At 53.4% G+C, this 13,584-nt stretch carries 14 protein-coding genes; 7 read left to right on the top strand and 7 right to left on the bottom strand.

The genetic code is table 11. The features are described 5' to 3' along the window. Nucleotides 1-86: 86 nt before the first annotated feature. Nucleotides 87-503 (bottom strand): GNAT family N-acetyltransferase, encoded by a 417-nt coding sequence (locus tag OGY13_RS23640; protein WP_079934369.1) that lies wholly within the window; start codon nucleotides 501-503, stop codon nucleotides 87-89. 130 nt (nucleotides 504-633) lie between these two features. Here OGY13_RS23640 and OGY13_RS23645 point away from each other — a divergent pair, with 130 nt between their 5' ends. Further along, complete coding sequence (locus OGY13_RS23645; protein WP_008786509.1) at nucleotides 634-927, top strand: YicS family protein; 294 nt, start codon at nucleotides 634-636, stop codon at nucleotides 925-927. 37 nt (nucleotides 928-964) lie between these two features. On the opposite strand, the gene OGY13_RS23650 is transcribed toward OGY13_RS23645, so the two are convergent. Beyond that, nucleotides 965-1,912, bottom strand: coding sequence for a LacI family DNA-binding transcriptional regulator (locus OGY13_RS23650; protein ID WP_032941556.1), 948 nt, complete (start codon nucleotides 1,910-1,912; stop codon nucleotides 965-967). A gap of 293 nt (nucleotides 1,913-2,205) precedes the next feature. Here OGY13_RS23650 and OGY13_RS23655 point away from each other — a divergent pair, with 293 nt between their 5' ends. The 5 genes from OGY13_RS23655 (at nucleotide 2,206) to OGY13_RS23675 (ending at nucleotide 7,167) form a co-directional block, all read left to right on the top strand. Beyond that, complete coding sequence (locus OGY13_RS23655) at nucleotides 2,206-2,520, top strand: PTS sugar transporter subunit IIB (RefSeq protein ID WP_008786511.1); 315 nt, start codon at nucleotides 2,206-2,208, stop codon at nucleotides 2,518-2,520. 12 nt (nucleotides 2,521-2,532) lie between these two features. Then, nucleotides 2,533-3,864, top strand: coding sequence for a PTS cellobiose transporter subunit IIC (locus OGY13_RS23660; protein WP_008786512.1), 1,332 nt, complete (start codon nucleotides 2,533-2,535; stop codon nucleotides 3,862-3,864). 20 nt (nucleotides 3,865-3,884) lie between these two features. Continuing rightward, nucleotides 3,885-5,267, top strand: coding sequence for a 6-phospho-beta-glucosidase GmuD (gene gmuD / locus OGY13_RS23665; protein WP_198802972.1), 1,383 nt, complete (start codon nucleotides 3,885-3,887; stop codon nucleotides 5,265-5,267). Nucleotides 5,268-5,279: 12 nt separating this feature from the next. Next, entirely contained in the window at nucleotides 5,280-5,582 is a 303-nt protein-coding gene (locus tag OGY13_RS23670) for a PTS lactose/cellobiose transporter subunit IIA (RefSeq protein WP_008786514.1), read from the top strand. 205 nt (nucleotides 5,583-5,787) lie between these two features. After that, nucleotides 5,788-7,167: a carbohydrate porin gene (locus tag OGY13_RS23675; protein WP_008786515.1), complete on the top strand. Its 1,380-nt coding sequence runs from the start codon at nucleotides 5,788-5,790 to the stop codon at nucleotides 7,165-7,167. An 84-nt stretch (nucleotides 7,168-7,251) separates the two neighbouring features. Here the strand turns inward: OGY13_RS23675 and nepI are convergent, their stop codons facing one another. From nepI to OGY13_RS23690, 3 genes are all read right to left on the bottom strand, one after another. Beyond that, nucleotides 7,252-8,445, bottom strand: coding sequence for a purine ribonucleoside efflux pump NepI (gene nepI, locus OGY13_RS23680; RefSeq protein ID WP_008786516.1), 1,194 nt, complete (start codon nucleotides 8,443-8,445; stop codon nucleotides 7,252-7,254). A gap of 141 nt (nucleotides 8,446-8,586) precedes the next feature. Beyond that, nucleotides 8,587-9,111, bottom strand: a complete 525-nt coding sequence (locus OGY13_RS23685) for an SRPBCC domain-containing protein (RefSeq protein WP_003827143.1) — start codon at nucleotides 9,109-9,111, stop codon at nucleotides 8,587-8,589. Between the two features lie 99 nt (nucleotides 9,112-9,210). Beyond that, nucleotides 9,211-9,663 (bottom strand): DUF1198 family protein, encoded by a 453-nt coding sequence (locus tag OGY13_RS23690; RefSeq protein ID WP_003827141.1) that lies wholly within the window; start codon nucleotides 9,661-9,663, stop codon nucleotides 9,211-9,213. A 105-nt stretch (nucleotides 9,664-9,768) separates the two neighbouring features. Here OGY13_RS23690 and OGY13_RS23695 point away from each other — a divergent pair, with 105 nt between their 5' ends. Then, nucleotides 9,769-10,674, top strand: a complete 906-nt coding sequence (locus OGY13_RS23695; protein WP_213752164.1) for a LysR family transcriptional regulator — start codon at nucleotides 9,769-9,771, stop codon at nucleotides 10,672-10,674. A 47-nt stretch (nucleotides 10,675-10,721) separates the two neighbouring features. On the opposite strand, the gene uhpT is transcribed toward OGY13_RS23695, so the two are convergent. Next, entirely contained in the window at nucleotides 10,722-12,113 is a 1,392-nt protein-coding gene (gene uhpT, locus OGY13_RS23700; RefSeq protein WP_213752165.1) for a hexose-6-phosphate:phosphate antiporter UhpT, read from the bottom strand. Nucleotides 12,114-12,255: 142 nt separating this feature from the next. Beyond that, on the bottom strand, nucleotides 12,256-13,584 hold the full coding sequence (locus OGY13_RS23705) for an MFS transporter (protein WP_048237040.1): 1,329 nt from the start codon (nucleotides 13,582-13,584) through the stop codon (nucleotides 12,256-12,258).

Here is a 13,584-nt window from a genome sequence, read left to right on the forward strand (position 1 = left end):
CGCTCGCAAAAATGCCCGGTAAGCGTGATCACCTCCGGGCAAGTACCTAAATCCTCTTTGGCGGCAGCATCCAGACCTTCCGGTCATCAAAACGTTTTCGACAAATAATGGCGCGCGGAACCGGTTTCCGGGAAGTTATCGAGGGTCATTTGCAGCTGATAGCCGTTTTTCTGATAAAACGGCAGCGCCTGGAAACTCATGGTATCCACCAGCGCATGCAGGCATCCTCTCTCACGCGCCGTCTGTTCTGCGGCCTGCATCAATTTTGTGCCGTAACCACCTTTACGCAGCGAGTCATGCATCCACAGAAAATCAATGCACAGCCATTCGCCTTTGATTTTGCCGATCAGCCCACCCAGAATGTCATTGCGCTCATCGCGCCAGTACACCGCCAGGTCGCCAAAATTGGTGGTTCTCAGAAACTGCCGGTTGTAAGCGCGCAATCCGGCAAGCAGGGCATCTTGATCGTCTTCGGTAATCGTATCTGTAATCTGTATTTGCATCCTATCCTCCTGAAATAACTACAACTTCTGGCTGATTTATTTTTAGACATTAACACAGGGTGATGAGTGAGTCGTATGCCGTCTACACTTACTCTTGAGATGATGCGCATAGACAACAAGGATTATTATCATGAAACGAGTCATTTTTCCGATTATTGCCGTCCTTTTCACGCTACCCGGTCTGGCACATGCCGACTCGGCTTATGGCAGTCTGCAGGCTGTACACGAAAAGAATACTGTTATGAAGGATTTACGTAAGATTTGCACCCCGCAAGGGTCGCCATCTGATGAGGTGTGGGAAAAAACGATTATGGCTGATACGCGTAATCAGCAGCACATCCGCGAAGCCATTCTGGCAATTCAAAGAAACAATCAAAACAACTACTGGGAAGCGCTTGGCAAAGTTGAATGCCCGGATTTATAGGCGTGAAGCGAAATAGCCCCACGCCAGAGGGAAAGCGTTAACGCTGAGGAATAATTAAGTCGCCGCGCAGCACGTACGACCCCAGCACGCTCTGGGTTTTCTCGTTGAGCCAACTGACGATCCGCGCCGCCATGGCGTCCATAGAATATTCAATCGCCGGGATCGTAGGGATTCCCGGCAGATGCAGCGAACCGGCCAGGCTAAAGACCATAATATCTTGCGGTACTGATTTATTAAACGCCTGCAACTGCGGGATCACCCGCTGTGCCTGCTGTTCATCCGCCACCAGCAGCGCGTTAAAATTCAGCGTTGACGCGTTGTTCAGCAGCTCCTGCAAGGCCACTGACGATGACGTTGCAGCCATAAATACCAGGTTACGGTTAAACGGCAGGAAGTTTTTTTCCAGCGCGTGTTTATAGCCCAACAGCACCTGATCGGAGAAACCCATCCCGTCCGGATGAATTAAAGCAATCTGGCGTCGGTTCTGACTTATCAGGTAGTTACAGGCGGTTTCGGTAGCGAACTCATGATCGAACTGGATGCTGTTGACGTCATCGCCGGAATCCAGACAATCCACCAGAATGACATTCTCCTGATTGATGTTCAGCGGAAAACGCGCGCCAATAATCAGGACGTCATCGCACAAGCCGCAGCTTAATTCATCAAGAGCGCTCATGACTTCCGCTTTGGTATTGGCAAAACGCAGCAGCAGGTGCTTTTGATGCTGGCTAAGATGCTTTTCCAGCGCATAGAGATAACCCGTGGTCTGATTAATGTTGTCCTGCGCGCATATCACGCCAATACAGCCCGTAGACTGGCTGAGTAGCGACTGCGCAATCACGTTCGGACGATAATTGAGTTCATCCACCGCTTTCAACACGGCGAGGCGGCTGGCCTCTTTTACGCCACGCGATCCGCTCAACACGCGTGACACAGTGGCTTTTGACACGCCAGCCAAACGCGATACATCGTTGATAGTAGACATCATTCTCCCCTGACAGGACCCGCCTGGCCCTTTCCATCCTGAATTTAACATTGGCTCAAATAATCGCCATCCGCAGTATAGCTGTTTCCGTTTTTCATGGAAACCGATTTTCCATTTGGACTCAAAAAGAGATCTTCACAGCTAATTTCGTGAGCTAAATCCAAATAATTAGCCTTTATAAGAATAAGATCTTGATGGCCGTCACAGTTCTGTTTTCCATGAATGGAAACCGGTTTCCGCATGATATCAAATCAGACTCGCAATAAGTTTTTACATTTAAAGGATGGTTCACTATGTTCAGGATTATGTTGTGTTGTTCGGCAGGGATGTCCACCAGCTTGCTGGTTCGCAAAATGGTTGAAGAGGCAGAGTCTCGCGGATTGCCTGTGAAGATTGAGGCCTACGGCGTTTCCGAATTTGACATTCAGTTTCCAAATTACCAGGTGGTGCTACTCGGCCCCCAGGTAAAGTACATGCTTAATACGCTCTCCGAAAAGGCTGCCACCCAGGGTATACCCGTAAAAGCCATAGATATGATGGATTACGGTATGCAACGCGGTGACAAAGTGCTGGATTATGCTCTGTCGCTGATTGAAGCGACACACTAGAAAGGTGTCATTATGAGTTCGTTATATCAGTCAATGGTTGCCGTCATTGAACAATCCATCACCCCGCTCGCTGGCAAGTTAGGGCAGCAGAAGTATGTGATTGCAATTCGTGACGGTTTTACGGCGGCGCTGCCGTTTATGATCATCGGCTCCTTCATGCTGGTGTTTATTTTTCCGCCGTTCTCTGCCGATACTACCAACAGCTTTGCCCGGGGCTGGCTCGATTTCTCGGCAACTTATCGTGAACAGCTGATGCTGCCGTTTAACCTCAGCATGGGTGTTATGACGTTCTTTATCTCCGTGGGCATTGGTGCCAGCCTGGGCCGTCAGTTTAACCTCGATCCGGTGATGTCTGGCCTGCTGGCCTTTATGGCGTTTTTACTGGTTGCTGCACCCTATGCCGACGGTAAAATCTCGACGCAGTATCTTTCCGGTCAGGGTATCTTTACCGCCCTCATCACCGCCATTTACTCCACCCGTATATATGCATGGCTGAAGCAGAATAACGTGACAATCCGCCTGCCGAAGGAAGTCCCGACCGGCGTCGCGCGTTCATTCGAGATCCTCATTCCGGTACTGGTGGTGATTGCGACCCTGCATCCGCTGAACCTGTTTATCGAAGCACAAACCGGGATGATCATCCCGCAGGCGATTATGCACCTGCTGGAGCCGCTGGTTTCCGCTTCTGACTCACTGCCCGCTATTCTGCTTTCTGTGCTGTTGTGCCAGATTTTCTGGTTTGCCGGCATTCACGGCTCATTGATCGTAACCGGCATCATGAACCCATTCTGGATGGCGAACCTGTCCGCTAACCAGGCCGCTCTGGCAGCGGGCGCTGCGCTGCCCCATGTCTATCTGCAAGGTTTCTGGGATCACTACCTGCTGATTGGCGGCGTCGGTTCAACTTTACCGCTGGCATTCCTGCTGCTGCGCAGTCGCGTCGCGCATCTGCGTACTATCGGCAAAATGGGAATTGTGCCTAGTTTCTTTAATATCAATGAGCCTATTCTGTTTGGTGCGCCAATCATCATGAACCCGATGTTGTTCATCCCGTTTGTCTGCGTCCCGCTGGTTAACGCCGTGCTGGCCTATAGCGCCACCAAACTCGGCTGGCTGGCACAGGTTGTTTCACTGACGCCGTGGACTACGCCTGCGCCAATCGGTGCTTCCTGGGCCGCAAACTGGGCATTAAGTCCGGTGGTGATGTGCTTTATCTGTATGGCGATGTCAGCGCTGATGTACCTTCCATTCCTGCGTGCTTACGAACGTTCTTTGCTGAAAACCGAAGAGCAAAAAGCACAGGATGCCGTCTCCGTGGCGAACGCTGCCCGTAGCAACTCATAATGAATCAAGGAGTCAGAACAATGAGATACCGTTTTCCTGAAAACTTCTGGTGGGGCAGTGCCTGCTCAGCGCTGCAAACCGAAGGGGATAGCCTGAACGGCGGCAAAAGCCAGACCACGTGGGACGTGTGGTTCGACCGTCAGCCAGGTCGTTTCCATCAGGGAGTTGGCCCGGCAACTACCTCGACCTTTTATCAGCACTGGAAACAGGACATCGCACTGCTCAAACAGCTGAAGCACAACAGCTTCCGTACGTCTCTGAGCTGGTCGCGCCTGATTCCGGACGGTACCGGCGAGGTTAATCCTGAAGCCGTCGAGTTCTATAACAACGTCATCGACGAGCTGCTGGCACAAGGCATTACGCCATTTATCACCCTGTTCCATTTCGACATGCCGATGGTGATGCAGGAGAAAGGTGGCTGGGAAAACCGTGAAGTGGTCGAGGCGTTTGGCCGCTATGCACAAACGTGTTTTACATTGTTCGGCAACCGGGTTAAGCACTGGTTTACCTTTAACGAGCCAATTGTCCCGGTTGAAGGCGGCTATCTGTATGACTTCCATTACCCTAATGTGGTGGATTTCAAACGTGCAGCCACCGTGGCGTATCACACCATACTGGCGCATTCGACGGCGGTTCGGGCATATCGTGCCGCAAACCATGACGGTGAAATCGGCGTGGTGCTGAATTTAACGCCTTCCTACCCGCGCTCACAAAATCCGGCGGATGTAAAAGCCGCACACTATGCGGATCTGCTGTTTAACCGCAGCTTCCTCGACCCGGTGCTGAAGGGTGAATATCCGGCGGATCTGGTTGAGCTGCTGAAGGAGTACGATCAGTTACCAACATGCCAGCCAGGCGACAGCCAGTTAATCGCCGAGGGCAAAATCGACCTGCTCGGCATCAACTACTATCAGCCGCGTCGCGTGAAATGTCGTGATAGCGCCGTCAACCCGGATGCACCGTTTATGCCGGAGTGGCTGTTTGATTATTACGAAATGCCGGGTCGGAAAATGAACCCTTATCGTGGCTGGGAAATTTATGAGCCGGGTATTTACGATATTATTACCAATCTGCGTGATAATTATGGCAACCCGCGCTGTTTTATTTCTGAAAACGGTATGGGTGTCGAGAATGAGCAGCGTTTTATTCAGCAAGAGCAAATAAACGACAGCTACCGTATTGAATTTGTTTCTGAGCATCTTAAATGGCTACATAAAGGAATTAGCGAAGGCTGTAATTGTCTTGGCTACCATATGTGGACCTTTATTGATAACTGGTCATGGCTTAACGGCTATAAAAACCGCTACGGTTTTGTTCAGTTAGATTTAGCAACGCAAAAACGTACGGTGAAAAAAAGCGGCGAATGGTTTGCCCAGACCGCCGAAAATAACGGATTCGATTAGGAAGAGAACAACATGATTGCATTAGAAGAAGCAGTAATGGAAATCATCGTCAATGCCGGGCAATCCCGCAGTCTGTGCTTTGAAGCGCTGCATGCCGCGCGCGCCGGCAATATTGACGAGGCAAAAAGCCTGCTTCGTGAGGCTGACGGTTACGCCCGTCAGGCTCATCACATGCAAACCAAATTGATCGAACAGGACGCCGGGGAAGCCCGGCAACCAATGACATTAATTATGGTGCATGCGCAGGATCACTTAATGACGTCGTTATTAGCCCGCGAACTGTCAGAAGAAATTATTCATCTGTATCAGCGTTAATCGTTAATTAAACATTCAACAACGGAGAAAGCATTACGATTAAATAAAGCAGCCCTGTACCCGTTATTAAATAGACAAATCAACTTGTTTTGGTGATAGCAAATTAAACCAAGACGGGATGGTTATTATCTTAAAATAAATTAATGCACACGCTTATTCAGAATGCTCTACGCAAACTGAAGGGTAAAGTGTCGATGAGATAACCATGAACATGATAAAAAAACTTCCAGTCACGCTGGCGGTCGTCGCCGCGCTGTGCCCAATTTCTGTCCTCGCACAGGAATTCACACAAGAACAAATCGATGCCATCGTTGCCAAAGCCGTCGATAAAGCGCTGGCTGAGCGTCAGGCTAAAATGGACGCCGCCGTGGCGAAAAAAACCGATGTCATTAACGAGCCGCAAAGCGCGGCGCAATCGCCGGATATGGCTATTCCGTTCGGTGTGAAATTCAGCGGCTATGCGCGTTACGGCGCGCATTTCCAGAGCGGCGATCAGAAATACGTTGGCGTTGATGGCTCCTACAACGGTGCTTCCGCTATCGGTCGCCTGGGTAACGAAGGCAACGGCGGCGAGTTCCAGCTCTCAAAAGCGTTCAAAAGCGATAACGGCGCCATCTGGGACATCAACGTGATGATCGACCACTGGGGCGACGAAGTTAACCTGAAAAAAGCCTACGCGGGCGTCACCAACGTACTGGAATCCAATCCCAACGCCTATATCTGGGCAGGCCGCGACTTCCACCAGCGTCCGCAACAGGGTATCAACGACTACTTCTGGATGAACCACGACGGCCAGGGCGCCGGGGTGAAGAACTTCGACATCGGCGGCGTACAGTTTGATGTCGCCACCGTTGCCGCAGTTGAATCGTGCAGCCCGGAAGTGATGGAAGACGAAGCCAACCCATCGCGTATTACCTGTACCGGCGGTTCCGGTACCGGCGATAAAGGCAACTACGCTGTGACGTCAAAAATTCACAATATGAAAGTGGGCCCGCTGGATCTGGAGATCTACGCCAACTACGGTTTTGACTCCAAAGCCGTCGAGAGCGATGACCGCCTGAAAGCCTGGCAGGGCGCATTCGTGCTGAGCCACACCAACGACAGCGGCGTGAATAAAGTGATTGCCCGTTATTCTGATAACTCCGACAACAGCGTCTATAACAAAACCGACGACCTGACTACGGTTTACGCCAGCTTCGAGGGAAGTCATAAGTTTACCCGCCAGGCGCAGGTGGAATACCTGTTAGCGTTCCATGATTACGATAACAGCACCGATAAGAGCGATAACCGTAAGAACTACGGCGCGATTGTGCGTCCAATGTACTTCTGGAACGACGTTCACTCCACCTGGCTGGAAGCGGGCTATCAGCGCGTAGATTACGACAACGGCGGGGATAACCACGGCTGGAAACTGACGCTGTCGCAGAACATGTCGATCGCCATGGGACCGGAGTTCCGCCCGATGCTGCGCTTCTACGTCACCGGCGGCAAGGTGGATAACGATCGCACCGCGCGGGTCAACGGCACGCAGGATGAAACGCTGGACGACTTTAACCTTGGTGCCATGTGGGAAGCATGGTTCTGATTAGTGAGTCGTGGAGTGCCGGATAGGGCGAGAACGCCTTATCCGGCCTACGACGACAGCGCCATCCGGCGAACAACACCGAGATTATTGCATACCTTTTATGCGAACTTTCGCTGCCACCAAAAGCGCCGTCAGCAGCATCAGGCTGCCGGAAAGCATCAGGGGCGACAGCAGTCCGAGGGTATCGAGCGCATAGCCTCCCACCGCTGCCCCGCAGGTATTGGCAAGCTGGATCACGGCGACCTGGACGGATCCGGCTTTTTCTGCCTGATCGGCAAGCGAACGGGTGATCCACGTCGACCAGCCGACCGGTACCAGCGCAAACAACAGCCCCCAAATAATCGCAATACCCGCCGCGACCACTTTGTCGCTGCCCCACAGGATCAGGACCAGCGCACTGAGCGCCAGCACCAGTGGCGCACCGGCTAACGCCAGTTTGACCGAACGCTTCAAAATCATCGACGAGAACGACGTACCAACGAAACTGGCAATACCGAAGCTCAGCAGCACCAGCGTCAGGCCATCAACGTCAAAGCCCGCCAGATTCATATAGATCGGGCGAATATAGGTAAAGAAGGCGAACTGACCAGCAAAGGACATGAAGATGGCAATCATCCCGGCCATCACCCCAGGACGCTGCAACAGGCTGAACATGTTTTGTTTCTGATGCGAAGGTTCACCAGGCAGCGAAGGCAACGCTCTCACCACCCAAATCGTGCACAGCACGCCCATTACCGCCGCCGCATTAAACACGTTGCGCCAGCCGATAATGCCGCCCAAAAAGCTCCCCAGCGGCGCGGCAATTACCAGCGCGATGGAGACCGCGCCAAAAATAACCGACAGCGCTTTCGGCACCGTACGTGCAGGAACCAGACGCATGGTCAGCGACGCCGACATCGCCCAGAAGCCGCCAAGCGCCAGACCGAGGCAGGCGCGGCCAACGAGCAGCAGCGAAAAGGAATTGGCAAAGGAAACCAGCAGACAGGAAAGCGTCAGCAGCACCGAAAACAGAATCACCACGTAGCGACGATCGGTCGCCTGAATAATTTGCGTCACAAACAGGCTGGCGAACATGGCGACAAATGCCGTCACGGTCACCGATTGTCCGGCCACGCCTTCAGAAATCCCCAAATCCTGCGCCATCGGCGTTAACAGGCTAACGGGGAGAAATTCAACGGTTATCAGGCAGGCAACGCAGAACGCCACGGCAAATACCGCCGACCAGTTAGGTCGGGAATTTGCCTCAGCGCGGGATTTTTGTTCAACAGCTTCACTCATTTTGTTACCTGCGTGGGGTTATTGTAGAAAAGTTACGCAGTGTAACATTAAATTTGTGACGTATTTAACGTTTTGACAACTATTCACCAGAGATCGGCTGCGCCTTATCCAGCCCAGGACAGAGAGCCCTTTCTGGCTCAATTAAGCGTCACGCGCAGCCCGGGCCAGGCCGGTTATCCACTCCTGATGACCGTTGATCATCGGATTGGGCAGCGTACGTGCCAGTTCTTGTGCCGGAACACCAATTTGTGATTCCTGGGTCAGAATACGTACGCGCCCGCCGGGTAAATCCTCAAAGAGCCAGGCGTGGATCACATCCAGACGTGTAGTGGCGTCGCCTTCCGCCCAGCCATGCCAGGCAACACGCGCGGCCTGGCCGTCAACCGGCGGCACATACTCAGTGATTTGCGCTTCGATGGGGAAACCAAAAGTCGTAAAACGAAAGCGGGCATCCATGCTTAACAATGGACCGGAACCGTCGTGAAAACGGATATCCGCCACGTTGCTGTAATACGTCGGCCAGCGCGTTGTGTCATTAAGCTGTGCCCAGACGGCACGGGCGCTCAGTCCGGCAACGATAATTTCATTTGAGGCAAAGTTATCAGTCGTCCCCGGCAGATACGCTGCAGGCCAGATAATTGCACGTTGTTGAGTCGCTTGATTCATGATGTACCTCGTCGTGTGAGTTAACGAGGTACATCATGCTTTCGCGTAAGATATAAAGATAATGACGATTCAAAATAGTCGTCATCATAAATTTTGATATCAGTGCAGCCAGTGCACGCCATCCTCGGGCTGGAAAAAGGCGTTATAGCGCATCTGGAACGCATTAAGCTCCTGCATATCCGGCTCCATCTCGCGCAGAAAACCGAGCGCCAGACGCACCTGCGCGTCGGTAATCGGTGCAGCCAGCCGGGCTTTTTGCAGCCAGCGGTGCCATTGCAACAAGTTCTGCTCACTGCCGTCGACAATAACGATTTGCCAGATCAACAGCACCTGGGCGGCATTTTGTAGATGCGATTCATCAGGACGGTGGAGGTACTGTAAAAAAGCCTCACCCTGTACTTTTCCCATCTGATCGATCATCGATTCTACCGGCACGACATCAATGTTCAGCCGCTCGCTCAGACGGCGAATTGCCCGCCGCGACCCGGACGTTAGCACCCGAAATCCCACCACAAAAACAACCACCAGCGTGGCCAGCATTATCCAAATCATGCGCACATCCATTACCAGACAGGACGCCCATCATAGCGGCAAATTCACCTCTGTCGACGACTGAACGTGTCATAATGTGACTTATCGAACTCGCAGGCAGACATCATGAAATCTGATATCAGAACACTCGATCTCAATCTGTTAAAAACGCTGGATGCCCTGCTGGATGAACGCAGCGTAACCCGGGCGGCGCAGCGGCTGTCGCTCACCCAGCCTGCGGTAAGCGGTATGCTCAACCGCCTGCGCGACTATTTTGACGATCCGCTGTTTAGTCGCACACCGCATGGCATTGTTCCGACGCTGCGTGCCCAACAGTTGGCCGCCCCGGTCAAACAGATCCTCAGCGATATCGATATCCTGCTTAAACCGACACAATTTGACCCGCTCACCGCAGCGCTCACCTTTACCGTCGCCGCTACGGATTACGCGCTCAAAGCGGTTATCGTGCCATTTATTGCCGCGCTTCGCGTGCGCGCACCGGGCATTCGTGTACGAGTGATCCCGGTTGAGCCAGTGCTGCTCACCACACAGTTTGAGCAGGGGAAAATCGACCTGGCATTGCTGACGCCGGATTCCACGCCCGACAACCTGCATAGCCGGGCGTTATATGATGAAGAGTACGTTTGTCTCATGCGTCATGCGCATCCTGATGCGGGGCAACCGCTGACGCTCGATCGCTTCTGCGCGCTGGAGCATGTGCTGGTTTCTTATGAGGGTGAAAGTTTCTGGGGCGTCACCGATGAGGCACTGGCAAGCGTCGGACGCCAACGGCAGATTGGTTTGTCGGTTAGCAGCTTCCTGGTATTGCCGGACATCCTCGCTATCAGCGATATGATTGCCGTTGTTCCTGCCCGTCTGGCGTATGACGACACCCGTATGCACGTTTTACCGCCCCCGCTGCCCATAGCCAGTTTTACAAAAAGCATGGCCTGGCATGAACGCACGCACCGCGATGCCGCTCATCAGTGGCTGCGCAATCTGGTACATGAAACCAGCCAGTTGAGAGCATAAAAAAGCCCGCCATTAAGGCGGGCAAAAGTTACCAATGCACACTTAACTTAAGCTTCTTTCAATTGTTGAATCTTTTTCTCGCGGCGAATTTTACGTTCTTCAAACACAGCCACGATGGCCATCAGGCAGATACAGCCAATGGCGGCGGTATCCAGCGCAGCAAAGGTGCCTGCCCAGCCGGTCAGCCCGAAAATCGGCGTGCCGTCGGCAATCATCCCCAGACCGAGCTTGGCGAAGCTGTCACCAATCAGATAAGCGAAAGTGCCTTTAATCCCATCGGCTGCGCCGATCGCTTTTTTCGGCACAAATCCGACTGCCGCAACGCCGATTAACAGCTGCGGGCCAAACACCAGGAAGCCCAGCGCAAACAGCGAAGCCAGATAAACGTACTGGTTGCTGGCGTGCTGATAAACGCCCAGGGTGGCGATAATCAACGCCAGCGCTACACAGGCCACCAGCGCACGACGACCATTCGCCAGGTCAGAGAGCCAGCCCCACAGCAGCGTACCGACCAACGCGCCCACTTCGAACAGGGTAAAGCCCTGAATCGCCACTTCTTTGGAAAGCTTCAGCTCCTGGAAGGCGTAGACTGTGGACCACTGGTCGATACCGATACGCACTACGTACAGGAAGATGTTCGAGAAACATAACAGCCAGATCACTTTGTTTTTCAGCACGTACTCAACAAAGATCTGCCATTTGGTCATCTCGTTTTCTTCGGTTTCTTTGTCTTCTTCGCTGATCTCCTCACCGAACAGCTCTTCGGCTTTACCGAGGCCATAAGATTCCGGGGAGTCGCTGCCGTAGCGCAGGCCGATAAAGCCAACAATCAGAGCAATAATCGACGGGAAGATAAACATACCGATGACGTGACCGTCGAACAGATAGTTAGCGCCAAACAGCGCCACGCCCGCTGCACCCGCACCGCCGAGGTTGTGGGAGATATTCCACATACCGAGGTAAGAACCCCGCTTGCGACGCGGCGTCCATTTAGTAATGGTGGAATAGCTACATGAGCCGCCAGTACTCTGGAAGAAACCGCTCAGCGCGTAGAAAGCGATCATCAAAAACAGGCTGGTTGAACCCGCGCCCATGCTGGCGCTGAAGCCAAGCATACAGATGGCGGAGAGGATCAGCATAAACGGCAGGAACTGCTTGGTGTTTTTTCCATCCGCGTAGTAGGAAACCAGCGTTTTACCCACGCCGTAGGTGATGGAGAAGCCCAGGCCAATCATCCCCAGCTGCGTCATGCTCAGCCCGTAGGTGGAGATCATGTCGTTCTGCGCGATGTTGAAGTTTTTGCGGATCAGGTACATGGTCAGGTAGCCGATAAAGACCACCAGATAGGACTGCATGAATGGTTTGAACCACATTTTGCGCCGCACATCGAGCGGCAGATCCAGGGTCGGCTTGCGCACCTGGTTTAGAAAGGCCAGCATTTGACACTCCCGAGCTAATTTTTATACCTGCGAATAGCAGGCATTGTAAAAATCAGCCGGAAGACGCGCCTGAGACAGCGTCCAGGTGAAACCGGGAAAATTTCTTAGTTTTGCTCCACTCGGGGCAAAAAGGTGAGGTACATCACGCTTCGTTGAGTTCGCGCGGAGCCTGGGCGTTTAAAAACGGCAGCAGCAGCAGCGCGGAAATTCCCGCCGCAATAGCGATCACCACAAAGAATCCGGTCCAGTGCCAGACCTCCATCACCTTCGCCAGCGGCCAGCCGGAGAGCGATGCCCCCAGATAAGCAAACAGCCCGACAAATCCGGTTGCCGCGCCCGCCGCCTCTTTGTGCGAACACTCCGCCGCCGCCATGCCGATCAGCATCTGCGGGCCGAAGACGAAGAATCCGGTGGTGAAGAAGCACGCGGCCTGCATCACATAGCTGGCGAACGGCATTAGCCACAGCGAGCCAACGGAGAGCAAAATTCCGGCGGCGAAAATCAGGTTCATTGGACCGCGGTTGCCGTTAAACAGCTTGTCCGAACCCCAACCCGCCACCAGCGCGCCAACAAATCCGCCCAGCTCAAACATTGTCACGGCGGTATTGGCAGTGACCAAATCAACGCCAAGTGTCTCCGACATATACAGATTGCCCCAGTCGTTAATCGCGGCACGGACCACGTACACCAGCACATAACACAGTGACAGCAGCCAGATATAAGGATTCAGTAGCACATAACGGGTGAGGATCTCTTTGCGGCTTAGCCCAGCGCCTTCCTGCTGTTGGGCAATTTCCAGTTCATCATGCCGCCAGTCGCCAATTGGCGGCAGACCAATCGCCTGCGGCCTGTCGCGCAGCCGCCAGCAGAGAAAAATCCCCACCACAATCGCCAGCAGCCCGGCGATCATCATCCCGGCGCGCCAGCCGTAGTGCAGCGCTGTCGCCGCCATCACGATAGGGATCAGCGCCCCGCCGACGTTGTGCGCGGTGTTCCACAGCGCCCACCAGCCGCCGCGTTCAGTACGCGAATACCACGCGGTCAATAAACGCGCGCAGACCGGCGATCCCCAGCCCTGGAAAAAGGCGTTCAGCGCCCACAGCACCGCAAAGGCCCATAGCGAGGTGGAGAATCCAAACAGAATGTTTACCACGCCGGTGGCAATCAGTCCGATGCCCATAAAATAGCGAGCGTTGGATCGGTCGCTGACGATACCGGAAACAAACTTCGACAGGCCGTAGGTGATGTAAAACAGCGTCGCCAGCAGCCCAATGTCGCTGCGAGTCAGCACGCCGCTGGTGAGGATATCCGGTACGGCGGCATTGAAGCTCTTGCGTGTGAAATAGAACAGCGCGTAGCCGAGCCAGATGGTGGTCAGGATATGCCGCCGCCAGTAGCGGTAGAGGGCATCCACTTCACGCTTATCAGTAATGAGCGGCGCACTGGCCGGAGCTTTTAAAAACGAAAACAT

The sequence above is a fragment of the Citrobacter sp. Cpo045 genome (assembly GCF_030332875.1).
Classification (GTDB): domain Bacteria; phylum Pseudomonadota; class Gammaproteobacteria; order Enterobacterales; family Enterobacteriaceae; genus Citrobacter; species Citrobacter portucalensis.

Coding starts and splice junctions, on each gene's coding strand:
- OGY13_RS23640 (WP_079934369.1), bottom strand. CDS start 503: ATGCAAATACAGATTACAGATACGATTACCGAAGACGATCAAGATGCC.
- OGY13_RS23645 (WP_008786509.1), top strand. CDS start 634: ATGAAACGAGTCATTTTTCCGATTATTGCCGTCCTTTTCACGCTACCC.
- OGY13_RS23650 (WP_032941556.1), bottom strand. CDS start 1,912: ATGTCTACTATCAACGATGTATCGCGTTTGGCTGGCGTGTCAAAAGCC.
- OGY13_RS23655 (WP_008786511.1), top strand. CDS start 2,206: ATGTTCAGGATTATGTTGTGTTGTTCGGCAGGGATGTCCACCAGCTTG.
- OGY13_RS23660 (WP_008786512.1), top strand. CDS start 2,533: ATGAGTTCGTTATATCAGTCAATGGTTGCCGTCATTGAACAATCCATC.
- gmuD (WP_198802972.1), top strand. CDS start 3,885: ATGAGATACCGTTTTCCTGAAAACTTCTGGTGGGGCAGTGCCTGCTCA.
- OGY13_RS23670 (WP_008786514.1), top strand. CDS start 5,280: ATGATTGCATTAGAAGAAGCAGTAATGGAAATCATCGTCAATGCCGGG.
- OGY13_RS23675 (WP_008786515.1), top strand. CDS start 5,788: ATGAACATGATAAAAAAACTTCCAGTCACGCTGGCGGTCGTCGCCGCG.
- nepI (WP_008786516.1), bottom strand. CDS start 8,445: ATGAGTGAAGCTGTTGAACAAAAATCCCGCGCTGAGGCAAATTCCCGA.
- OGY13_RS23685 (WP_003827143.1), bottom strand. CDS start 9,111: ATGAATCAAGCGACTCAACAACGTGCAATTATCTGGCCTGCAGCGTAT.
- OGY13_RS23690 (WP_003827141.1), bottom strand. CDS start 9,663: ATGATTTGGATAATGCTGGCCACGCTGGTGGTTGTTTTTGTGGTGGGA.
- OGY13_RS23695 (WP_213752164.1), top strand. CDS start 9,769: ATGAAATCTGATATCAGAACACTCGATCTCAATCTGTTAAAAACGCTG.
- uhpT (WP_213752165.1), bottom strand. CDS start 12,113: ATGCTGGCCTTTCTAAACCAGGTGCGCAAGCCGACCCTGGATCTGCCG.
- OGY13_RS23705 (WP_048237040.1), bottom strand. CDS start 13,584: ATGTTTTCGTTTTTAAAAGCTCCGGCCAGTGCGCCGCTCATTACTGAT.